At 58.6% G+C, this 22014-nt stretch carries 15 protein-coding genes and 1 pseudogene; 8 read left to right on the forward strand and 8 right to left on the reverse strand.

Annotated elements, in window-relative coordinates; genetic code table 11:
* Positions 1 to 117, forward strand: a pseudogene (gene purU, locus ACIQJ2_RS34630) (formyltetrahydrofolate deformylase); the annotation flags it as partial.
* Between the two features lie 5 nt (positions 118 to 122).
* Here the strand turns inward: purU and ACIQJ2_RS34635 are convergent.
* The 3 genes from ACIQJ2_RS34635 to ACIQJ2_RS34645 all read right to left on the reverse strand — a co-directional run bounded on the left by ACIQJ2_RS34635 (position 123) and on the right by ACIQJ2_RS34645 (position 3223).
* A complete protein-coding gene (locus tag ACIQJ2_RS34635; RefSeq protein ID WP_400675980.1) occupies positions 123 to 1631 on the reverse strand; it encodes an oligosaccharide flippase family protein in 1509 nt (502 codons plus the stop codon).
* An 80-nt stretch (positions 1632 to 1711) separates the two neighbouring features.
* Positions 1712 to 2626: a CheR family methyltransferase gene (locus ACIQJ2_RS34640; RefSeq protein WP_400675978.1), complete on the reverse strand. Its 915-nt coding sequence runs from the start codon at positions 2624 to 2626 to the stop codon at positions 1712 to 1714.
* A 264-nt stretch (positions 2627 to 2890) separates the two neighbouring features.
* The gene (locus tag ACIQJ2_RS34645) at positions 2891 to 3223 is read right to left on the reverse strand and encodes a hypothetical protein (RefSeq protein ID WP_400675977.1); all 333 of its coding nucleotides are present in this window, start codon (positions 3221 to 3223) and stop codon (positions 2891 to 2893) included.
* A gap of 635 nt (positions 3224 to 3858) precedes the next feature.
* On the opposite strand from ACIQJ2_RS34645, the gene rnk reads away from it, so the two are divergent.
* Positions 3859 to 4257, forward strand: coding sequence for a nucleoside diphosphate kinase regulator (gene rnk, locus ACIQJ2_RS34650; protein WP_400675976.1), 399 nt, complete (start codon positions 3859 to 3861; stop codon positions 4255 to 4257).
* A gap of 147 nt (positions 4258 to 4404) precedes the next feature.
* Here the strand turns inward: rnk and ACIQJ2_RS34655 are convergent, their stop codons facing one another.
* A complete protein-coding gene (locus ACIQJ2_RS34655) occupies positions 4405 to 5829 on the reverse strand; it encodes a diguanylate cyclase domain-containing protein (protein ID WP_400675974.1) in 1425 nt (474 codons plus the stop codon).
* Positions 5830 to 5887: 58 nt separating this feature from the next.
* On the opposite strand from ACIQJ2_RS34655, the gene ACIQJ2_RS34660 reads away from it, so the two are divergent.
* Complete coding sequence (locus ACIQJ2_RS34660) at positions 5888 to 6355, forward strand: hypothetical protein (RefSeq protein WP_400675972.1); 468 nt, start codon at positions 5888 to 5890, stop codon at positions 6353 to 6355.
* A gap of 283 nt (positions 6356 to 6638) precedes the next feature.
* Here the strand turns inward: ACIQJ2_RS34660 and ACIQJ2_RS34665 are convergent, their stop codons facing one another.
* The gene (locus ACIQJ2_RS34665) at positions 6639 to 9236 is read right to left on the reverse strand and encodes an autotransporter outer membrane beta-barrel domain-containing protein (protein ID WP_400675970.1); all 2598 of its coding nucleotides are present in this window, start codon (positions 9234 to 9236) and stop codon (positions 6639 to 6641) included.
* Between the two features lie 757 nt (positions 9237 to 9993).
* Here ACIQJ2_RS34665 and ACIQJ2_RS34670 point away from each other — a divergent pair.
* Both ACIQJ2_RS34670 and ACIQJ2_RS34675 read left to right on the forward strand, forming a co-directional pair.
* On the forward strand, positions 9994 to 11154 hold the full coding sequence (locus ACIQJ2_RS34670) for an efflux RND transporter periplasmic adaptor subunit (protein WP_400675968.1): 1161 nt from the start codon (positions 9994 to 9996) through the stop codon (positions 11152 to 11154).
* Entirely contained in the window at positions 11151 to 14297 is a 3147-nt protein-coding gene (locus tag ACIQJ2_RS34675; RefSeq protein WP_400675966.1) for an efflux RND transporter permease subunit, read from the forward strand. Before ACIQJ2_RS34670 ends, ACIQJ2_RS34675 begins: the two co-directional genes overlap by 4 nt.
* A gap of 205 nt (positions 14298 to 14502) precedes the next feature.
* Here the strand turns inward: ACIQJ2_RS34675 and ACIQJ2_RS34680 are convergent, their stop codons facing one another.
* The 3 genes from ACIQJ2_RS34680 to ACIQJ2_RS34690 form a co-directional block, all read right to left on the reverse strand.
* A complete protein-coding gene (locus tag ACIQJ2_RS34680; protein ID WP_400675964.1) occupies positions 14503 to 15843 on the reverse strand; it encodes a c-type cytochrome in 1341 nt (446 codons plus the stop codon).
* A 125-nt stretch (positions 15844 to 15968) separates the two neighbouring features.
* On the reverse strand, positions 15969 to 18236 hold the full coding sequence (locus ACIQJ2_RS34685; RefSeq protein ID WP_400675962.1) for a molybdopterin cofactor-binding domain-containing protein: 2268 nt from the start codon (positions 18234 to 18236) through the stop codon (positions 15969 to 15971).
* Positions 18233 to 18694 carry a (2Fe-2S)-binding protein gene (locus tag ACIQJ2_RS34690; protein WP_400675961.1) on the reverse strand — a complete coding sequence of 154 codons (462 nt, stop codon included), beginning with the start codon at positions 18692 to 18694 and terminating at the stop codon, positions 18233 to 18235. The genes ACIQJ2_RS34685 and ACIQJ2_RS34690 overlap by 4 nt, the downstream gene beginning before the upstream one ends.
* 726 nt (positions 18695 to 19420) lie before the next feature.
* Here ACIQJ2_RS34690 and ACIQJ2_RS34695 point away from each other — a divergent pair.
* From ACIQJ2_RS34695 to ACIQJ2_RS34705, 3 genes are read left to right on the forward strand one after another with little or no spacing between them, the layout of a single operon-like run.
* Positions 19421 to 20308, forward strand: a complete 888-nt coding sequence (locus tag ACIQJ2_RS34695) for an amino acid ABC transporter permease (RefSeq protein WP_246762466.1) — start codon at positions 19421 to 19423, stop codon at positions 20306 to 20308.
* Positions 20308 to 21069, forward strand: a complete 762-nt coding sequence (locus tag ACIQJ2_RS34700) for an amino acid ABC transporter ATP-binding protein (protein ID WP_199151230.1) — start codon at positions 20308 to 20310, stop codon at positions 21067 to 21069. The genes ACIQJ2_RS34695 and ACIQJ2_RS34700 overlap by 1 nt, the downstream gene beginning before the upstream one ends.
* 37 nt (positions 21070 to 21106) lie before the next feature.
* Positions 21107 to 21937, forward strand: coding sequence for an ABC transporter substrate-binding protein (locus ACIQJ2_RS34705; protein WP_400675960.1), 831 nt, complete (start codon positions 21107 to 21109; stop codon positions 21935 to 21937).
* The last annotated feature ends 77 nt before the right edge of the window (positions 21938 to 22014 follow it).

Consider the following 22014-nt stretch of genomic DNA (forward strand, 5'->3'; position numbering starts at 1 on the left):
CAGGTGCTGGCGCGCGCCATTCATGCGCATATCCATTTCCGCACCTTCCTCAACGGCAACCGCACCGTCGTCTTCCCGGCAAGCCCAGGCTCATACGCATCCGAGCGGATGGGTTAATTCCATTAGAAATTTAGCCAATGCAAGCGTCTGCTTAGCCCTAACAATGCCGTTAACACTAAAACGTAGGTTAGAGCGCCGGTGGCGATCTGGAGGAAGAGCACCACACGCCAGGACATATCGCTGGACATGCCTGGAACCGCCATGACAGTTACGATCATCAATAGGCTAGCAGGCAGGATCAGCAATATAATTCCTCTTGAGATCTGTGCCCAATCCACCATCGCAACCTTGGACTGAAGGCCGATACAGCTCGCCAGCGCAAATGCGGCTGTGAAGCATTGAACGATCGCCAATTCCCTTAACCCATATCGAGCAAATACAATGACAGCTGCAAGGGATACGACGACGTTCAACAGCGTGATGGGAAGCCGATAGCGGATCTGTTCAATCACGGATAGCGACGCCTCGTTGATATAGCCCGGCGAAAGCAGCAATTGCCGCAGGCAAAGGAAAGGGATGATGGTCGCTGCGGGCATCCAGTCGCCGCCAAGCAGAAGACGTACGACAGGCTCGGATATCTGCGCCAGGCCGAGGTACATGGGGGCTGCAATGGCAAGCAGAACGAGAACGAATCTGACGCCGGCTTGGCCGATTGAACGCGTCGATGCGCCGGGCTGCCCGTGTGCGCGCCGGAACACCACCCAGCTCAATGACCGCGCCGGCTCGCCCATTAGTTCCGAGAGCACTGAGACGACGCGCTCGGCCGCCCGGTAGAATCCCGCATCCGCTACCCCGAGAAAACTCCCCACTACCAGCGTGCCCGAATATGTACCCAGAAAGACGACCAGACGATTTCCGACGATCTGGCGCGAGAATGCTATGATTTCGACAAACATGGATGCGGTAAGGCGCAGACGCGGCAGCCGCATCGTGGCAGCCGCGGACCCGATCAGCAGAACAAGCTGGCAAGCTATTTTCGCCGCAGCCAGCGCTGAAGCACGCGCACCAAGGGAGAGCAATGCCACTGCGGTGAGCAGGCCTATAAGCTCTCCAGCGACCCTGACGAGTGCACGTTGATGCAGGCGCCCCGAAACGATCAACATTCCGTCGAAGGTGGCAGTCAGTGCCGCGGGCAACATCCAGCAGCTTAGAAGGGCAAGGAGCCAACTTTGCTCCACGCTGACTGTAAGGGCGCAGAAGAGGCCTGTGCCGATGAGGCCGACGATCGCAAGGATCCCCCCGCTGCACAGAGAGATTGTAGCGACCTGATCGAAGCAATCTGCGCCGTCTCGCGATTTCATCAGGAATTCCGCCCAGCCGCCTTCCGCCACCACGACCAGCAGCATCGCAATGGCCGAAACGAACGCGAAAAGCCCGAAATCGGCGGGGCTCAGCATGCGTGCAGCCAGGAGGAACATCGCGATCTGCGAGAGCTGTGAAACGATCTTCGCGATCACGATCCAAGCGCCACCGGACACGATCGCCCGTGTAAACTGGCGCCTTGCCGCTCCGTCCCAATGCCTTAGGTCTTGGTCTTCTTGGCGTTCGGCATCCTTGATTGATAAAACCATTGTGAGTGTTCCGGGTTGACGGTTAACCGGCCGCCACGGCGCGATCGAAGATATGCCGGCGGCCGGTGCATAGTCACGAATTAGCGGTGGTCACGATGGAAAATGACCGAATACCGCAACGCCCAATCGCCTGCGCTGCGATCGATGGGTTCCCGAGCCCAGCGAAGCCAGGGCCAACCGGTTTTCAGGCCCTCGGCTTCCCATATCTCGCGCTGATTGGTCAGAACGGGACGGAACCCGAATTCCGTCAAAATCCTCGTTTTAACGTCGAGGTCGATCCCATCCACCACCAGATAGCCATCGCGGGCAACCAGCCTCACCATGTTTCGGAGGCATCGCTCGGCCAGCTGATCATCCATCGGCCCCATGAAGTTATTCGCCAGGAGGAAATCCTGTGGCTCGAACAACTCGGGGAGTCTGTCGTCAGTCGCATCAGCGGTCCGCCAGGTCACGCCTTCGCGCAGCCAATCCCTCACCCGCAGAGAGCCATCGGGGAGAGGTTCCAGGAGTTCGACAAGCGAAGGTACATCGACGCTTGCAACTTCCGCCCGGCCTGCGGCGTAGAGGCCTCCCTCGGCTGCCGGAACATCGGGAATATAGACACCGCGCCTTGCTGCCTCTGCAACCGCATTCGATATGTCTGCGCCCTGTGCGGTGACCTGCAAGTCACCTCGAAGATTTTTGATTGCGTAGAGAACAGAATAGAGCTCGGCTCCCGTGCTGCACCCGATCGACGCAATCTTTATACCGGCGCCGCGGGGATATTTGGACGCGAGCGTTGCGATGGTCGCCAATAGCGGCGGGTTGCGCATGAATTGGGTGTAGTGCGACTGAAACTTCCCGGTGTGGCGGGTGTAGCGATGATAGATGTACCGTCCGGCACGGAACATGGCCGGCGTTCGACGGACCGAATTGGGTATTGTCTCCCATAGTGCCCGACAAAGGCGAAAGGGAGCCTGACGAAGGGAACTCAATCCCGTGATGGCGATCGACATGATTTACTCCTTCCAACGTGCTGCTGCCCCCAACAGAGATCGGGCATGCAACAAGGATCCAAACGGGTTTCACACAAAGCGCGAGCCAGGACGCTCCGGCGCGATCATCGACAGATGCGTGCTCGCAAATTGCCGAACGCATGCCGGGGGGCTCTCACGGCAAGCCGTGATCGTCCTTGTGGCGGATGGCCTCAAGCTTCGCGCATTGTGGAAACGACGATTATCTGCCGGGCGCTGAGCTGCGCGGCAGCGTTGAGACGGGGCCTATGAGGGACAGAGAAAATTCTGTTGTTCTTGCGGAAATAGGAGAGGCCGATCAGGCAGGAAATACGCCTGGACGATCCCGGGTACTGCAAAATCGAACGATGGGCAAATCACATCGAAGATGGAATAGGCAGCGCTATAGCGTTTGCAAACATGCATGGATCGCTGGGCCCGCTTGGCGCCATCGGCGTGGCCGGTCCATATGCAGTCATGCGCATCACGCGATGATGCGGCAGATAGCTCGATCCTGCCCGGTTCGCGCCGACCTTTTGCCGGGTGGACATGCGGGATGTACAGGACAAGCGAGAACGCCGCCAAAATGCCGACGATCACGAGAAGTCTCTGAGCGAAAGCGATGTGAAGATTCTGCATGAACGAGTTTTAGGCTGGTCCCTCGCTTGCCTCAATTCGACAAACGGGGTGGGTCATCGACCAAAGGTAGTAGCAGCTCAAACATCAATTCGAGTGTGGGGCGGTTTCAATGATCTCCTTGGCACGCTTCTCACCTCACGAGGGTGCCGCAAGCAACATAACATGCGGCCAACGATGACGATCAAGCTACGTTATCGGCACCAACTTCACTTGGAGCGAGCGTGCGTCAACGAAACTGAGGACGGCTCATCGCGAGTTATTGTTCAAATCCGATGATTGTGAGCGATTGCAGTCTCGCCTGCCTCGCCAACCTTGAGACAAGATTGACGTGGGTCCGCGCCGCGGTTCGACCCCGACATGACACAAAACAGCTAGCGCTTGACATGGATGCAGGCGAAAGCGATGTTGCCCGCATGAGCAAAAATGTACTCGACGTGCTGTATCGTATGTGTCCTCTGGCAGGACATTAGCCCGTTCCCGGTCGCCGTCGCGCCCCGGGAAGCGGGAGCGGCAGCTTTTTGTTCTTTTGCGCGACTCAACAACCCATAGATTTCATCCCGCCAAGAATTGAAACACTTGGCCACAGGAGAGTTCGCGTGAACGATACGACACATGCGGTTGGCAAACCGCCTATCATTGTGAGAAACACCGACTATGCAAGATTAATCGCTTTGGCGCAGGCTTCGATGGAGAGAGAGTCTGTCGTCGGAGATGAATTGATGGCTGAGTTGGAACGCGCTTCAGTCATAGGCGACGAGTCCGCAATGCGTCAAACCATTCAGATGGGGTCGACCGCAACTTATACGACTGAAAACGGCGAAGCCCGAACGGTCATCCTTGTCTATCCCGGCGAGGCGAACATAGAAGAAAACAGGGTCTCAATCCTCACCCCCATTGGGGTGGCATTGTTGGGCCTATCGAAGGGCCAGACGATCAACTGGGTCACGCGCGACGGCCATATCCGCGTCCTGTCGGTCACTGACGTTGCAGGCTGATTGCGCTCGATAGAATTGCGAACATTCAGCACAGCGTGAGGTGTCAACCCTTCGCGCTGTGCTTCGCCAAGCCACAGGGTGCTCCAGGACTTGCGGGTTGGTCTTTCGACTGCAGGGTGATCCTGCTGCACGCCTTGCCTGGCTGGACTACGCGATCATGGCACGGTCAGTCGGAAGGGTGTCCACAGCCGGCGTTCCCTTGATCGCGCTCCGGGTTCGATTGCGCCCGGCACTCTTGGCTTCGTATAGAAGCTTGTCGGCCCGATCATAAAGCGTGGCAAAAGCCTCATTGCCGAGAAGGTCCGTCACACCCATGCTGGCGGTCACGGGTCGTTCGAGACCCGATACCGTGCGAGCGACGATGGCGGGTATTGCCTGACGCCGTAGCTCAGCCTGAATATCGGCGTCGCTACCACGCAAGAGAAGCACGAATTCTTCACCGCCCAGACGGTACGCCCGAACGCTCGGACTTGCTTGGAGCGCATTGGCCACAGCCTTCAGCACTTCGTCTCCGACGGTATGCCCGTTAACATCATTGATCGACTTGAAATGATCGAGGTCGATGACAGCCAGCGCAGCGAAGCCTTCGGTTCGAAGCTCTTCGAACTGTCGCTCGATCGCCCTTCGGTTTAGCAGTCCTGTCAATGGATCTGTTTCGGACAGCCGTTCGAGCAGTTCGGCTTCATTGCGTGCGCGGTCTCGCTCGCGCTTCATGGTAACGAAGCGGTCTGCCACGCCAAGCGTCGTAAAGATGACTTCGCATACGCACCCGACATAGAACAGGAGCATAGCATCGGTGCTGTGCAATCCGGGAAATATACCGGTCACCAGCCGGAGCAATCCGACAATGACTATTGGCGTGTAACCTACTGCCTGGAATCTCGCGGCGCGGCTCCCGCGACGCAGTGCATCGACCATCGACAGCATGAAGACAGCAAGGATCGGCGCAAATGCCGCGGTGTATGCGCTCGACTGTATGGGCCGGGCAACAAAGGGGAACGCCGCATGAAATGTACTCAGGAGCACAGCCCATGCCGCGCAATAGGGTAGCAGGCGCCGCAAAAGCGGATGCATCAATCCGGGTTCGATGAAGCTGTAGGTGAACATCGCTCCCGACCCGACGGTCATCCCGAAAACGAGGGTCGTCATCCAGCTCAACGTCATCGCAGGAGCATCGAAAAGCACGACCGACAGGCCGGATGATACCAGAATAGTCGTCAGCAGTGAGAATGTGAGAGCTGAGTGCCAGAGAACGAAGGGTTCACGTAAGGCTCGGTAGAACGCTGCATTGAAGATCAGAGGCATGATGAGCATCCCTGCAAGTCCTGCCAAAATCAGCAGGAATCGCATATTGCCGATGCCGTCCACTTCGTCCGTCGCTGTAAGATAGGCTCTCTCCAGGGTCATCCGGTGGCTCGGCATGTCAATCGCGGCGACGACCTGCTGGTCCTCGCGGGTCACCTCAGGCAGAGAAACCCTGAAGTAACCGCCAGCCATTGAACTGGGCAAGGCGGCGGCAGGGATCGCGGTTTGCCGAACCGAACCGTTCCGATTGATCACAAGCAGGTGCACCGCCTCAAGTGCACTCCGCCTTGAAAGCAGATATCGGGGGAGGATATAGCCGGGGGCAATGTCGAAGCGAAGCAGTACCCGCTCTGCGTCGATGGAGAATTCCCGGTTGTCGCAAGACCACCGCTTTTCGTTTCGAATTATCCCGACCAGGTCTTCCGACCGACTGCCGGACGCCCTGCAGGAATTGCGGATATCAGAGGCGTCCGCCGCGTTAGCCAATGCGGCGGTGAATTGCACCAGCATCACCAGAAGCAGAAAAGCCGCTGGAAGTCCTTTTCGAAATCCACTCGAAGTCATTGCGCAACGTAATGTCAAAAAGCTTTTGATGTCGTTAATCACCGCACGACATGCGTGTACGACGGCCAAACCTTGCCGGCCCGACAAAGGCCGGATTGCCTGTTGGATTGGCTTGCTGCCGGCATCCGCGGCATATGGTGGAGACGGGCATCAGCTGGAAGCGGTTGTCAATCGTCAGCAGCCAGGCTCCGATGTGACCGGGCTTGGCATTTGCAAACCGGCCTCCTGACGAGACGGCAAGCCTGCACGACGACCTTCTAAAGAATGCGCGGCTCGCAACAATACTCGAGTGCTCGCGACGAAAAGAGCATCACAATCTGGATGAGGTATCAAGACGAGATCCGGCTATTCGATGACTGGCGACCGAGCCAGTCCTGCGGCACTGCGACCAGCCGCTCCACCCAACGCGGTCGCCCCGCCGGAGATGATGGCAATTTGATCCCTGAACCTATCCGTTACTCATTCCCCCGAGGGGACGCCAGATGGTTTCCAGCGGCTTTAAATTGGCGCTCCTACCACCTCAACCGCAGCCCGACATTGCCTTCGACGACGCGTTGATGCTCGCCGTCGACGGAGAATTTGTAGTCCGCCGTTGCAAACGCGCTCCACGACGTGTTGAAGGCATAGACCAGGCCGCCGCCAAGCTCGACCGCCGTGCCCTTTGTCGAGGTACTCATCGGGTCGGCACCAAAGCGTACCGTGTCGGTGGTGTCGAAATTGTGCCAGAGATTGGCCTTCAGATAGGGTTGAAGCAAACCGTTGGGGGTCTGGAAATTGCCTTGAAGGCGCGCACCGAGCCGGCCGATCCAGCTTTGATCCGAGCCGAATGAGACAGTTGAGTAGGCGTCACGCGTGTCGTCAAGAGAAATGTCCTGCCAGATCAGCTGTGCCTGTGGCTCGAGAGACCAGTTGTCGGCGACGGCGATCGGATACCCTCCCTCAAGCGAAGCGGTGAACCCGCTTCCTCCGATATCGATCCCTGTGCCGCCGATCGAGTTGGCGTCGCCGCCGAACCATGTGCCCATCAGCACGCCGTCGAGATACCAGCCGGAAGGGCCGATATGTGTCCAATAGGCGCCCAGGCTGTTTGCTTCAAGATTGAACTTGCCGGTCTTCACATTGTTCCAGCCAACCGCCTGGCCGGTGACATCGGCGCTGAGATTGGCATAGCCGTAGAACAAGCCGGCGATATCGCGATTACCATCGTCGCTCTCGTGGCTTAGTATATCCAAGCCTGTTTGCAGGCCCCAGAGCGATCCGTCGATCGATGGGGAGACGGAACCTGCCCAGCCCTGATCGACATGTTCGCCGAAAGCACGTCCCCAGGCTGCTGAAACGTTGTCGCCCGGCGTCAATACGCTTTGCTCACCGCGGCGCTCGTGAAATGTTCCCAATGTGGCAAGCGTTGCCACCTGCGCTGCTGGTGGAAGTGCCGTGTAGGTTGCCACTTCCGGACGCACGAACGGGACAACCGCAACCTCGATGCCGCCGATATTGACGATGATTGGGGAGATTGGCGTCGCGCCCGGGTTCGGTGGCTTTGGCGTTGGATTATCGGGCGTCACCAGCGGCGGCTCGATCACCGATGTCCCGCCTCCAGGGGGGAGGACTGGGGTAGGCGTCTCCGGATCCGGATCATCCGGTGTCGGGACCGGAGCGACATAGGCGGAGCGCAGATACCAGTTGTTGCTGGTGCCGGCGCTAATTCCGCCCTTGAAAAGGTAATATTCATAGGCGCCTGCGGCAGCCCGGCCGTTCAGGTAAAAGGCGTTACCGGTGGCTGTCGCGCCGTTTATAGCCTGGACGACATTGATCCCGTCAAGCATCGTGGCCGCGCCGCCGCCGCCGAAATTGTTGACTGTGATCGCCGTCGTGCCCGATGCCGCCCCACCATTGATCACCAGCTTGTCGGAAGCCGACGCATCGTCGCCCAGCACGGTATTCAGAAGCAGGTTGCCGCCTGAGCCGACATAGTTACCGACCACGGTGAGGCTATTCGTCGCCTGAGAGCTGCCATTGGTCAGATCGATAACGCCAGAATTGGTGAGCGTGACGGCAGGACCACCCGGATAGGGGATGATCGACGGATTGAAGCCGCCGCCGGCAAGCAGGCTGGCGCCTGGTGATACCGTCACATTTCCTGTCAGGTCACGCTGTAGCTGAAACCTGCCGTTCTGCATGAAGCTGTTACGGAAGTCGCCGGTTCCGGCCCAGGTCCAATCCGTGCCGGTCATGTAAAGTGTCTGGAAATTGGTGAATGCGTTGTCAATCACACCCTGTCCTTGAAGTGTGACCATGTTGCTGCCAGCACCGCCATTGGCGGTGCCAATCATCCTGGAGCCGGTTTGAAGGGTCAGGGCAATATTGCCGTTGCCGCCGCTGATGGCAAAGCCGTTGCCGCCGCTGAGCAGTCCCGCATTGGTAATGGCGGTTTGCCCGTTGAGCGTGCGAATGGCAGGTCCCTGGTCACTGATGATTTGACCGCCGGCAAGATTGATAATTGTTGCAGGGAACGTCGAGCCGACCGTGTTGGAGAAGACCCCATCCGACGGCGAACCGGTTGGCGTTGCGCCACCACTCGCATGGATCGTGCCGCTATTCACCAGGGTGCCGTTGGTGCCCTGAATATAGACTGCGGGTGCGCTGTTTCCGCTCGTGGTCACCGTACCGGTGTTGGTGACCATGCCGTTCGAGCCTAGAATCGACAGACCGCGTGCGCTCGCACCACTGGTGGCGACCGAGCCGTTGTTGATGATGGTGTTGTTCGGAGAGCCGCTGCCGACCTGGCCCCAACTGGCCGTCATGCCATAGGCATTCGGTCCTGTCGTCGTAATCGAGCCGTTGTTGGTGAGCGTGTTGCCGCTGCCGTCGGCAGCCATGCCGTCATTGTATTGGCCAGTGTTGCTGATCGAGCCATTGTTGGTGATGGAATTGTTGCTGCCGGTGCCGACCATTCCCGCACCACGATTGGTGCCGGTGCTGCCGGAACCGGTGAGGGAAATGCTGCCGTCATTGACAATGGTGCTGGAGTCGACGACGCGGGCGCCGGCATTGGCGGTGGGTGCGCGAACGACAGTCACAATCGCGCCGCCAAGAATGTCGATCGCCACGTTGGAGCTGCCAGTGGCTCCATAGACTCCCGTGGTCACCGGGTTGGGCGAGCTCGAGTCGCAGGTGGCTGTTTGGCCGTTCGTGGGGGTGAAGTTGTTGCATGCCGCCAGCGCGACGTCAGGGGAGACGATACTTGCCCCCAGCAATAGCGTGGCTTTAGGGCAAATATAGCGGAATCTCCGAATTGATTTCATCATGCGGCGCATCGCCCCCCGACTGCACTAGGCATTTCCAACCGATGTTTCAGTTTCTCCTTTTCAATCTAAGAGCATAGGCGAAGATTCGCTTCAACTAAAAAAGGAATAACTAATGATTGGATTCCCGTTTTCGATCGGTCCCAGCGGATGAGAAGCTCTTCAGATAAAGCGAGATGGCCGCCTGCAAAAGGGCTTTTGTAAAGTATGGGTTATGAGCCGAAGTCCATACATTTGCTCTCGGTTGAACGACTGTATCCGAGCCCCCCTCTGTCAGTTTTGGGACCAGAACTACGCGCAACCAATAGAGAATACGCATGATGGCCTGAGATCATTCGTGATGAAGGTTTGATCGCCCCGGATTATTGATGCATTTCACCAATCGCCGCCGCCCGACATAGCTGCTTATTGCAGCATTGTTCACCGTTTATATGTGAACGTTATGCGTGATTGACTGTACCTAATGTAATTCTGGGTTCAGCTTTACTGAAATATTTTGGCGAAAGCATTGAACTAACGTCACGCCAACGCGTTCCTGCGCCGCATCACTTGGAGTCATCTCATGACGTTCGGATCAACGCGGCGCCAATTTAAGCAACGGTTACCTGTTCTGGTGACATTCTCGGTCCTCTCGATTGTCGGGCATGGTGTTCCGGGCCATGCAGATGAGGAAACACCCGCCATACCCGTCACAGCGGTCATAGCAAAGAGCGCGACGATCCATCGGGTCATCAACGGAATTGGCACCGTGGCACCCCTGCAGTCGGTCACCGCCCGCCCGCGTATCGACGGTCAAGTCACCGAAATACCCTTCACCGAAGGCCAGATCGTCGAGAAAGGCAGTATCCTGTTGAGACTCGACGATCGCGAGCTCCTGTCAAATCTGGCGTCTGCCAGGGCGAAGAAGGCACAGGATGAAGCCCAATTGCAAAGCGCCAAGGCGGATGCCGAACGATACGCCACGCTTGCGGAGAAAGGTGTCGCGTCAACGTCGGTGCTGGAGCAGAAGAATGCGTCCAGCCAGCAATATGCTGCAGCCGTCCAGTATGACGAGGCGATGATCCAGAATGCGGAAACGCAACTGGGCTTTGCGACCGTTCTGGCCCCCTTCACCGGCCAGACCGGCTTCAAGCAAGTCGACGTCGGCAGCGTCGTCAGTGCGAACTCGACCAACGGTATTGTAACCATCACCCAGATGGACCCGATAGGTGTTTCCTTCGTCGCTCCGGGTGACAGGTTTGGCGAAATCCGCGACGCCTTACAAAGTGGGATCGCCACAGTGGAGCTATCGACGACCGACGGAACCCGCAATCTGACCGCAGGCAAGCTGACCATCATGGACAATGCCGTCGATGCCTCCAATGGCTCCATCCATCTGCGGGCGACCTTCGACAACAAGAACGGCATCCTCTGGCCTGGCCTGCCGGTCGCAACGCGGCTGACCGTTGAGATCCGCAAAGGTGTCGTGGTGCCGGACAAGGCGCTCGCCCGTGGGCGTGACGGTCTTTATGCCTATGTCGTCGGGACCGATGGGAAGGTGGTCAGGCGGAGTGTCAAAACAGCCTTCGTGACAGACGCGATGGCTCTGGTGAATGAGGGCATTAACGATGGCGATGAGGTCGTCATGGACGGACAATCGCGGATCGGCGACGGGATGAAAGTCTCGGTCACACCCTGGAGCGGTGCCCCGACAGGCGAGCTTTCCGGAGGGGTGTCGCAATGAAGTCCGCTCCCGAATATGATCGTGAGCACTCGGACAATTCGCGCTTCTTTGACTTTTTTATCGATCATCCTGTCGCAACAGGTCTGATCATGCTCGGCATCTTCCTCGTCGGTGCGATCTGCTATCCCTTCATGCCGGTATCGGCGCTGCCGCAAATCGACTTTCCGACAGTCCAAATTGCCGCGAGCTTGCCCGGCGCGTCCCCGGATACCATGGCATCAAGCGTCGCTCAGCCGATCGAGGAGGCCTTGTCACGGGTGAGCGGCATCACCGAGATGACCTCCACCAGCTCTTTGGGAACGGCATCAATAACAGTCCAGTTCGATTTGGGCGAGGATATCCAGACGGCGGCAAGCGATGTGCAAACCGCGATCAGCGAAGCATCCGGCCAGTTGCCGAAGGACATGCCGTCTTTGCCAACCGTGAGGAAAGTCAATCCGGCCGATACTCCCGTGATGCAGCTATCGGCCACCTCGGATAGCCTCACTCTGCCGCAGCTCGACGAATATATCGAGCGCAATGTGGCGACCAAGATCGGTCAGGTATCCGGCGTGGCCTACGTCAATATCGGTGGAAAGCAAAAGCCCGCAATCCGGGTCGCGGTCGATCCTGGGCGGTTGGCCCAGGCGGACGTCACGCTCGAAGACGTCCGGTCGGCAATCGGAAACCTCAGCTTGAGCGCGCCCAAAGGCAACATAGACGATCCGACGCGAACGTTTCCGATCTATACCAACGACCAGATCACAACCAGTGCCGAGTGGAACGACGCCGTCATCGCTTACCGCAACGGTGGGCCGGTTCGTATTCGCGACATCGGTCAAGCGGTCGACGGCGCGGAAGATGCGAAGATGGCGCACTGGACAAACGGAGAGCGTGGTATCGCGCTCGATGTCTTCCGTCAGCCCGGCGCCAATGTGATTGGGGTCGTCGATGCCGTCAAGTCCCAGTTGCCAGCATTGCAGGCATCCCTGCCAAGGTCGATCAAGCTCGATCTGGTAACGGATCGCACAACGACAATCAGAGCTTCGGTCGATGATGTGCAGTTTACCCTGGTGTTGACCATCGGCCTTGTGGTGCTGGTGATCTTCCTGTTCTTGCGCAGCGTTCGCGCGACCATCATCCCCGTGCTCACGCTGCCGATTGCCTTGGTCGGCTCACTCGCTCCCATGTGGGTACTCGGATTCAGCCTGGACAATCTGTCGCTCATGGCTCTTGTCGTGGCTGTCGGCTTCGTCGTCGACGATGCGATTGTCATGCTGGAAAACATCACTCGCCATATCGAAGAGGGAATGCAGCCCAAGGAGGCCGCGAGAAAAGGCGCCGGCGAGATCGGCTTTACCATCATCTCCATCAGCCTTTCCCTGATTGCCGTTCTCATCCCAATCCTCCTGATGGGCGGTATTGTCGGGCGGCTCTTTCGAGAGTTCGCCGTCACCTTGACGATCGCGATTGCGATCTCGGCGTTCGTGTCGCTGACGCTGACCCCGATGTTGGCCTCGCGGTTCATTCGCGCCATGCCGGCACAGAACCGCGGTCGCTTCTATCGAGCCGGAGAAGCGTTTTTCGACCGGCTTCTATCTCTCTATGCTCGCAGCCTTATCCCTGTCATTCGCCATCGCTATCTAACGCTTCTGGTTTTCCTGGGGACGGTCGGACTGACCGGTTATCTGTTTGCGATCACACCGAAAGGGTTCTTTCCGGAACAGGACACCGGCTTTATCGCGGGATTGTCCCAGGCGTCGCCGGATATCTCCTTCACCGAAATGGCAAAGCTGCAGGAGCGCGTCAGCGCCATCATTCTTCGAGATCCCGCGGTCTATAGCGTCTTCATGGATATTGGCGGCGGCAATGGTGGCAACGCCCTCAATCAGGGGCACGTCAATATCACGCTGAAGCCCCTCTCTCAGCGCAACGCCAGCGCTCAGCAGGTCATCCAACGGCTCGGCGAGGCCCTGAACAAACAACAGGGTATCAAGCTCTTCATGCAGTCGGCGCAGGATATCAACATCGGAGCCCGCCCGGCCAAGACGCAATATCAGTATACGCTCCAGGATGGTGATATCACCGAGCTTGCCAACTGGTCCTCGAAAATCACAAACCGGCTACAGGCTCTACCCGAACTGCGCGATGTCGGTAGCGATCAGCAAGCCGAGGCGCCCAGCCTCTCCATCCGCATCGACCGCGCCGCTGCCACCCTATACGGAGTCTTGCCGGCTGCGATCGATGAAACGCTCTATGACGCTTTCGGCCAGCGCCAGGTGGCTTCCTATTCCACGCAGGCCGATACGTTTCATGTTGTCCTGGAAGTGCTGCCAAACCTGCAGCGTGATATTGCGACCCTGGACCGCCTTTCAGTGAGGGCGAGCAATGGAACGCTGGTCCCGCTTTCCGTCGTCGCCAAATGGTCAACCAATAGCGTCTCGCCTGTTTCGATCTCGCATCAGGGTCAATCGCCGGCGGTTACCATCTCCTTCAACCTTGCGACGTCGGTTGCGCTTGGCCAGGCAACGAGCGCGATCGAGAATGCCGTGGCCGCCTTGCATCCTCCCGCGTCGCTCCAAACCAGCTTCTCGGGCAGCGCCAAGGCCTTCCAGGATTCGCTGGCGACGGTGCCGCTGTTGATCCTCGCATCGCTTGTCGTGGTCTATATTATCCTCGGCATCCTCTACGAAAGCCTCATTCACCCGTTAACGATCCTGTCAACACTACCGTCCGCAGCGCTTGGAGCACTTCTGGCGCTACAGATTGCAGGCCTTGATTTTGGACTTGTCGCCATGATCGGCGTCATCCTGCTCATCGGCATCGTCAAGAAGAACGGGATCATGCTCGTCGACTTCGCGGTTCAAGTGGAGAAGGAGGAGGGTTTGAGCAGTGAGGAGTCGATCGTCAAAGCTGCACATATGCGTTTTCGTCCAATCTTGATGACGACGATGGCCGCCCTTTTGGGAGGGTTGCCGCTGGCGATCGGTCACGGCTCCGGCTCAGAGCTACGCCAGCCCCTGGGTTACGCCATCGTTGGCGGTCTTCTGGTAAGCCAGTTGCTAACCCTATATACCACGCCGGTCATTTATCTTCTTCTCGACACGTTGCGGCGGCCAAAAGCAGGTTCGCTGAAGCAGCGTGCAGTTGCTGGCACTTCATGATATTTGCCGAAGCAATATCGCCTGCTTTTGCTTGTGCGGAATGCCGAAGGATATCGGCATTCGTGTCCAAAGCGCGATGTGGGACGGTGGACCGGATAGCCGACATCGTCAGCACGTTTCGTCTTCTTTCGGCCGTCCATTCCAGCATCACTCTGGTCTGCGAGAGGCGGCCGCGCGTTGTATCAATGCAAAGCCCTTCAAAGCATCAGCGCATTTGAAGAATAATCGGAGTGGCGCTCGCCGGATCGGTATGTTCCCGCAACGTCTTGACATCCTCCGGCTTGACCGGTCCCCCGTGATTGCCCCAGGAGGAGCGGACATAGGTAAGCACATCAGCAATCTGCTTGTCCGAGAGTTGCTGGCGAAGCGGGGGCATACGGTAGGCATCGGGAATGCCATTGCTGACGACCCGGCTTGAGCCGTTCAGCACCACATTGATCTGTGAATCCGTGTGCTCGATCAACGACGATGCCGCACCCGCCAGTGGGGGCACCCACTGGTTCTGGCCGCGACCATCGGGACCATGACAGAAGCCGCAGCGGGCCGCATATGTGCTTGCGCCGGGGGCAGGATTGGCTGAGGAGGCGGACACCTGCATTTCCTGGTAGGTCCAAGGGCTGCCGTCCCGTGCGGGATCGCCGGGGAGCGATTTCAGGTAATGGGCAATCGCCTTGAGATCGTCGTCGCTCATGAATTGCGTCGAATTGTTGTAGGCTTCCGTCATCGATCCGAAGACCACGGCATGCTGGTTGCGGCCGTTCTTCAGGAACTGGTAGATGTCATCCTCGCTCCAGCGGCCAAGGCCGGTATTCACATCCTGGCGCAGGCTGGGCGCATACCAACCGTCGAGGAGCGCGCCTGAGAGATAGACAGCGCTCGATTCATCGAGGGCCTTCTCGTTCATGGTCACGCTACGCGGCGTATGGCAGGCACCGCAATGGCCCGCACTCTGAACGAGATAGGCACCTCGGTTCCAGGCTGCATCATTGGACGGTTTGTTCTGATAGCTGCCCGATGGCACGAAGACAGCGTTCCAAAGCGCCAGAGGCCAACGCATGTTGAGCGGCCATTTGATGCCGGTCGGCTTGTTCGGGTGATCGGCAGGATCGACGCCATGTTGGAAGAAGGCGTAGAGCGCGCGCACGTCGTCGTCCGTCAGCTTGACATAGGAAGGGTAAGGCATGGCCGGGTAGAGCCGCCTGCCATCAGGCGTCACGCCATGTCGAACGGCACGGTCGAAATCGGCAAGGGTATAATTGCCGATGCCCGTCTGCTTGTCCGGGGTGATGTTGGTGGCGAAGATCGAGCCGAGCGGGGTTCCCATTTCGAGGCCACCCGTGAAGGGCTTTCCGTCAGGTGTGCTGTGGCAAGCAACACAATCCGTCTGGCGGGCGACGAGTTCGCCGTGCTGCACGAGTTCGCTGCTGGGCGCTGCCGTGGAAACCTCGCCACCAAAGGGCGAGGTTGGCAAGCGGTTGACGAACCATGTGACGCCGCCGGCGATCACCATCACGATCAGAATGAGGATAAGAAGGGCTCTCTTCACGGATCAGCTGTCCTGTTGTCGGTTTGAAGCTTGCCGCGTATTTCCCTCATGACGGAAATCCCGCGGCGCTCTGAATCCGATCGGAACTTTCCCGGTCGGAAATGGCGTCAGCAATCCTCGGACTGCTAGCTTTCAAACGTATATTGGGAGAGGGGCATACTGCGGATGCGCTGGCCCGTAAGGGTCGATACCGCATTGGCAACGGCCGGTGGGATGGCGGGTAATCCCGGTTCACCGATACCACCCATCTTTTCACCGCTCTCGACGATCCGGCTATGGACCCTCGGCATGCGGCCCGGCGGCAGGATGGGATAGAGGTCGTAGTTCCGGGCGACTGGCCGACCCTTTTCGTACACCGCCTCCTCAAGCAGCACCTGGGACAGCCCAAGCGCCGTCGCGGAGTTGATCTGCGCGTCGATGATTGCCGGATTGACGATGCTGCCGGGATCGATCGCTTCCCAGACGTCATGAACGACGACCTGACCGGATTGGATCGACACTTCTGCAATGGCGGCCGTGTAGCTGCCGAACGGCGAGGCCATGGCAACGCCGCGAGCGCGACGGGTTCCATCCTGCGCCGTGAATGGACCCCGCTTCCAGCCTCCAGAGAGATCGCCGGCCTCTTTCAGCAAGGTTGTCAGCCGCTTGTCGTCCTTCAGCAGCTGCAGGCGCAGCTCGTATGGGTCCTTGCCACCCTTGTCGGCCAGCTCATCCAGAAATGTCTCATAGAGAAAGTCGTTCATCGAATTGCCGACCGAACGCCAGTAGGCAAGCATGGTCGGGTTCTCGACGTAGATCTGGGCTATGCGCCGGTTGGGGATGGCATAGGCCTTTCCGGTCAGACCCTCCACCGCAGCCGGATCCATCTTGTCCGGCTTGTGCCCCGAATTTCCCTCGGTTGGTCCTTCGCAAATGCTGACGGCCTCAAGCGCCACCGGCATGCCTTTGTCATCAAGTGCACCGCGGAACCTGACGGCCGCCATCGGTCGCATCGGATCGCGGAGGAACTCCTCCTCACGGCTCCAGATGAGCTTCACCGGTTTTCCGACCTCCTTGGCAAGCTGGATTGCCTGCGGATAGGGGTTGGCGGCCTTGTAGAGGAAATGCCGACCGAAGAAGCCGCCGAGCAGGGGGCTATGGATATTGATCTTCGAAGCGTCCAACCCGGTCAGCTTGGCAATATCGGCCTGGAATTGTTCAGGAGCCTGGTTCGGCATCCAGACATCGAGGCTCCCATCGTCATTGAACCTTGCCAGTGTCGAGGGCGGCTCAAGCTGGGCGTGGTGCAGATATTGGCTGTGATAGGTGGCGGATACGACAGTCTTTGCGCTGGCAAAGGCTTTTGTGACGTCGCCTTCCTTCTCCGCATCCTTGCCGTCTCCGGGTTCGTTTGCCAGGCGCTGGCTGAAGGCGGCAGTGGAGAAATCGACGGGCATCACGCGGATACCCGCAATGACCGGCTCGGCCCCGGCCTCGTTCCATTCGACCTGCAGGGCCTCGGCAGCACGCTTGGCAGTCCACCATCGCTCAGAAACGACGGCGACTGCACCGGGCAGGCGATGCACGGAAAGCACGCCCTTCATCGCCTTGACGGCGTCTTCGTTGCGGATGGAGCCGACCGACATTCCAAGGCGCGGCGCGTGCTGGACAGCGGCATGCACCATGCCTTCAACCTTGCAATCGATCGCGTAGATCGCGCGGCCCGTCGATTTGTCGAGAATATCGAGGCGCTCGACCGGTTTGCCGATCCAGCGAAACTGCGAGGGATCGCGCAGCCTGACTGTTTCAGGGTCAGGGACGGGCAGTGCCAATGCATCCTTGGCAAGATCGCCATAAGCAAGCTTTTGACCCGAAGTCGTGCTAACGACATAGCCGGGCTCCGTCGTCAGTTGGTCGACCGGAACATTCAGTCTGGTCGCAGCGACCTGCAGAAGCATGGCGCGCGCCGAGGCGCCAAGCTTGCGCATCGTGTCGTAGCTGGTGCGAACCGACATGCTGCCGCCGGTGATGCGCATCTTGCCGAAGACGACGAGATAGTCCGGCCCTGCCGGTGCATTCTCGACGACAAAGGACTTCGGATCCAGGTCGAGTTCTTCGCCGACGATCTGCGCCATGGCGGTGAACACGCCCTGGCCCCCTTCCACGAAGGGGCTCAGGAAGCGCGCCGTGTTATCAGGTCGGATTTCCAGAAAAGCCGGAACTCTCGTGCCGGGAGCCACTTTGCCATCAGCGGCCTGGGCTCGAGCATCGCCCACCGGCAGGCCGAAGCCGAGAACGAGCGCACCGGCAGTCATGCCGGCCGCGCCAAGGAGGAAGTGCCGCCGCGAGAGATTCACCGGCGCGCCCATTGGCAGTTCGGTCTTAGACAGGAAGTTTCGGTTGATCTCGTTCATAGCGAAGCCTCCTTCACTCCGGCGACCTCGCGGACGGCTGCCCTGATGAAGTTGTAGGTTCCGCATCGACAGAGATTGACCATCGCGGCTTCGATATCGTCCTCGGTCGGATGGGCAGTCTGCTTCAGAAGCGCTATGGCGGCCATTACCTGGCCGGACTGACAGTATCCGCATTGCGGAACCTGGTGCTTGACCCATGCGGCGACCACCTGTTTGCCGATGGGGTCATTCTCTATCGCTTCGATCGTCGTGACCGACCGGTTGGCCACGCTATCGAGTGGGGTGACGCAGGAACGGACGATCTGACCATCGATCAGCACCGAACACGCGCCGCATTGGGCAAGGCCGCAGCCATATTTTGTGCCCGTCATGCCAAGCTCGTCGCGGATGACCCACAGCAATGGCGTGTCGCCTTCGGATTGAACATCATGTGACTGATCGTTGATTTTAACTCTCATGATTGCTCCTCGATTGCCTGTGGACGGTGGTCCGCATCCCTTGATATCCAACCTTGAGGTAGTGCGGGTGCATCGGCTTTCAATCGCGCGAGTATGCGCCCACTCTGACGGAAAGTTTAGTGGGCGGCCGAACATTAAGCCTATCGATCTCTCACATGAATGTGAGGCAGGGATTGTTCAGATTCGCCATAACGGCACTGCCGAACAGATCGCAGAAGTGGGTTCTGAAGGGGCGGCCAAGACCTTCTTGCGCGTTATGTGCGGACGATCCATGAGGATACAGCGATATGGCCGGTAAACGATGGTGACGATCGGCATACGAAGACAGAGAGCACAGGAAAACACATGTTGCGAGGCCTTTGGGCGTTTGAAACACCCGATGGCTGGCGGCGACCACCAACATTGTCGGGCGCATCGAGCCGCCGATTGATCGATTTCAATTAAATCTGGGAGATGACGATTGCCCGCGGCATTTGCGGCTCTCGTGACAGGCGGTCGGTCGGGATCGCCGTCCCGCCGGATCGATGAAAAAATGCGATCCGTTCAAGCGTCCTTCACATCTCAATTTCAGGCGATGGATGGCGCAATATCATCCCGGACAGTCATGATTTATGCGCAAAGCGCATAAATTGCATGTTCAAATCTCGTTTGTGACTGAATTCAAAAGCAACGTAAGTTTCCCCATTAGAAAATGAAAGCTCACCAACGAGCTCAGGGGATCGAGACTTGACCAACTCAGCGCCACTCGACGTGAATGCGCTTGTGATCGTGCCGCAACGAAAGATCGGTACGAAGATCATGGCGGCAATCTGCATCATTCTGCTCCTTCTTTTGGCGAGAGCCTTCTGGAAGGGGGATATCGCCTGGGAATATGTCGGACAGAACCTGTTCACTAGGGCCGTCATGGCCGGCGTCGGCAACACGATCGTCATGACCTTTTGCGCCATGATCGTGGGCATCGTTCTCGGAGTTATAGCAGCGATCATGCGCATGGCGGACAATCCGGTCCTGCGCAGCATTTCGGTCGGTTATGTCTGGCTGTTCCGCGGCACGCCGGCGCTGCTGCAGCTGCTCCTGTGGTTCAACCTTGCCCTGATTTTTCCGACGATCGGCATTCCGGGATTGTGGTCGCTCCGCACCGTCGATGTCATGACGCCCTTCGTGGCCGCTCTTCTCGGCCTTGGCATTCAGCAGGGCGCCTACACGGCCGAAGTCGTGCGCGCCGGCCTCCTGTCGATCGACAAGGGCCAGATGGAAGCCGCTCAGTCGATCGGCATGACGAAACTTAGGGCAACGCTGAAGATCGTGCTGCCGCAGGCCATGCGCGTCATCGTTCCACCGATCGGCAATGAAACCATCGGCATGGTGAAGCTGACGTCGCTTGCGAGCGTCATCCAATATTCCGAGGTGCTGAAGAACGTCGAGGACATCTACTATGTCAACTCGCGTGTCATCGAGCTGCTGATTGTCGCCGCCATCTGGTACATGGTCGTGGTTACGATCCTCAGCGTAGCGCAGATCTATATCGAACGGCATTTTTCCAAGGGTTGGGGTAGGCGTGATGCCGGCACCCAACCGGCAGCCAACCAGGCTCTCACCGGGGAGGCTTCCTGATGGACGCGATCATCAAGGCGCACGGCCTGCAGAAATATTTCGGCACGTTTCATGTCCTGAAGGATATCAATTTCGAAATCAGGAAAGGCGAAGTGGTCTGCATCATCGGACCTTCCGGCTCTGGCAAGAGCACCTTTCTGCGCTGCATCAACCAGCTCGAGCAGATCGATGCCGGCTATGTCACGGTCGAGGATGAAATCGCCGGCTATCGCCGTGAGGGCAATCGTCTCTTTCCGCTGCCGGATCGTGAAATCGCCCGCCAGCGTCAGGCCGTCGGCATGGTCTTTCAGAAATTTCATCTGTTCCCGCATCGCACCGTCCTGCAGAACATCATCGAAGGGCCGGTCGGCGTTCAGAAGCGGCGGAAACAGGAGTGCATCGCCGAGGCGCGCGTTCTGCTGCAGCGTGTCGGCCTCGCCGACAAGGCCGGCGCCTATCCGGGCGAATTGTCCGGCGGCCAGCAACAGCGCATCGCGATCGCCCGCGCGCTTGCCATGAAACCGAAGGCGATGCTGTTCGATGAGCCGACCTCGGCGCTCGACCCCGAACTCGTCGGTGAAGTGCTTGGCGTCATGAAGGAACTTGCCGCCTCAGGCACGACGATGATCGTCGTCACGCATGAAATCGGCTTCTGCCGCGAGGTCGCCGACCGCGTTGTCTTCATGGATGCCGGCATGATCGTCGAGACCGGCACGCCCAGTGACATATTGGAAAACCCCAGGAATCCCAGAGTGAAAAACTTCATCTCTGCGGTGCTTTAACAACAAAACCCTGAAAAGATCATCAGAGGAGAACTCCATGAAACTCATTCGTCTCGCCGCCTCAGTAGCCCTGCTGTCGCTCGCGGCCACCGCCGCTTCCGCGGATTCGAGCCTGAACCTCATTAAGGATGGCGAACTCCGCATCATGACCAATCCGATCTATCCGCCGATGGAGTTCGTCAATCCGGATACCGGCACGATCGATGGTTTCGACGTCGACCTGGCAAATGCGATTGCCAAGAAGCTCAACCTGACGACCGTGTTCGTGACCTCCGCCTTCCAGGAGCTGCAGAGCGGCCTGCAGACCGGCCGCGCCGACATGATCATCTCCGGCATGAGCGACAACGTGAAGCGCCAGGCCAGCATGGACTTCGTCGACTATATCACCAGCGGCCCGATCCTCTTTACCGTCAACGCAAATGCCGGGACTTATAAGCAGGCGACCGACCTTTGCGGCAAGACGGTTGCGGGGAGCCGCAGCACCTCCTTCGGTGACAACGTCAAGGCGTGGAGCGCCGAAAATTGCGAAGGCAAGGGCAAGCCCGCCATCAAGTTCGAAGGGACGGCGGATTCCAATGCTGCCCGTCTCGGCATGAAGCAGGGCCGGTATGACGCGGTCGTACAGGGCATCGAAACGATCGCCTACCAGATGCGCATCGAGCCCAACACCTACACGCTCGTCGGCGAGCCGCTGCTCAGCAACGACACGTTCGGCATCAGCTTCAAGAAGGATCACACCGCGCTTCGCGATGCGGTTGCCGGCGCTCTCGACGGACTGATCAAGGACGGCAGCTACGATGAGATCCTGAAGAAGTGGGGCCTTGTCCACAATGCCGTTCCGAAGGCGGTGATCAACGGCGTCAAGTAAAGCTTGAAGAAGCGCCGCGGTTATAGCGGCGCTTCCCTATCCCATCGCATGCAGTCATCAGCCGGGGCGTTCCTGCG

Origin of the sequence: Rhizobium sp. NPDC092011, assembly GCF_044756305.1 — a bacterium.
GTDB lineage: Bacteria > Pseudomonadota > Alphaproteobacteria > Rhizobiales > Rhizobiaceae > Rhizobium.

Excerpts from the sequence above, each read along its gene's own strand:
- ACIQJ2_RS34635 (WP_400675980.1), bottom strand. The coding sequence starts at position 1,631 with ATGGTTTTATCAATCAAGGATGCCGAACGCCAAGAAGACCAAGACCTA.
- ACIQJ2_RS34640 (WP_400675978.1), bottom strand. The coding sequence starts at position 2,626 with ATGTCGATCGCCATCACGGGATTGAGTTCCCTTCGTCAGGCTCCCTTT.
- ACIQJ2_RS34660 (WP_400675972.1), top strand. The coding sequence starts at position 5,888 with ATGTCGAAGCGAAGCAGTACCCGCTCTGCGTCGATGGAGAATTCCCGG.
- ACIQJ2_RS34670 (WP_400675968.1), top strand. The coding sequence starts at position 9,994 with ATGACGTTCGGATCAACGCGGCGCCAATTTAAGCAACGGTTACCTGTT.
- ACIQJ2_RS34675 (WP_400675966.1), top strand. The coding sequence starts at position 11,151 with ATGAAGTCCGCTCCCGAATATGATCGTGAGCACTCGGACAATTCGCGC.
- ACIQJ2_RS34685 (WP_400675962.1), bottom strand. The coding sequence starts at position 18,236 with ATGAACGAGATCAACCGAAACTTCCTGTCTAAGACCGAACTGCCAATG.
- ACIQJ2_RS34690 (WP_400675961.1), bottom strand. The coding sequence starts at position 18,694 with ATGAGAGTTAAAATCAACGATCAGTCACATGATGTTCAATCCGAAGGC.
- ACIQJ2_RS34700 (WP_199151230.1), top strand. The coding sequence starts at position 20,308 with ATGGACGCGATCATCAAGGCGCACGGCCTGCAGAAATATTTCGGCACG.
- ACIQJ2_RS34705 (WP_400675960.1), top strand. The coding sequence starts at position 21,107 with ATGAAACTCATTCGTCTCGCCGCCTCAGTAGCCCTGCTGTCGCTCGCG.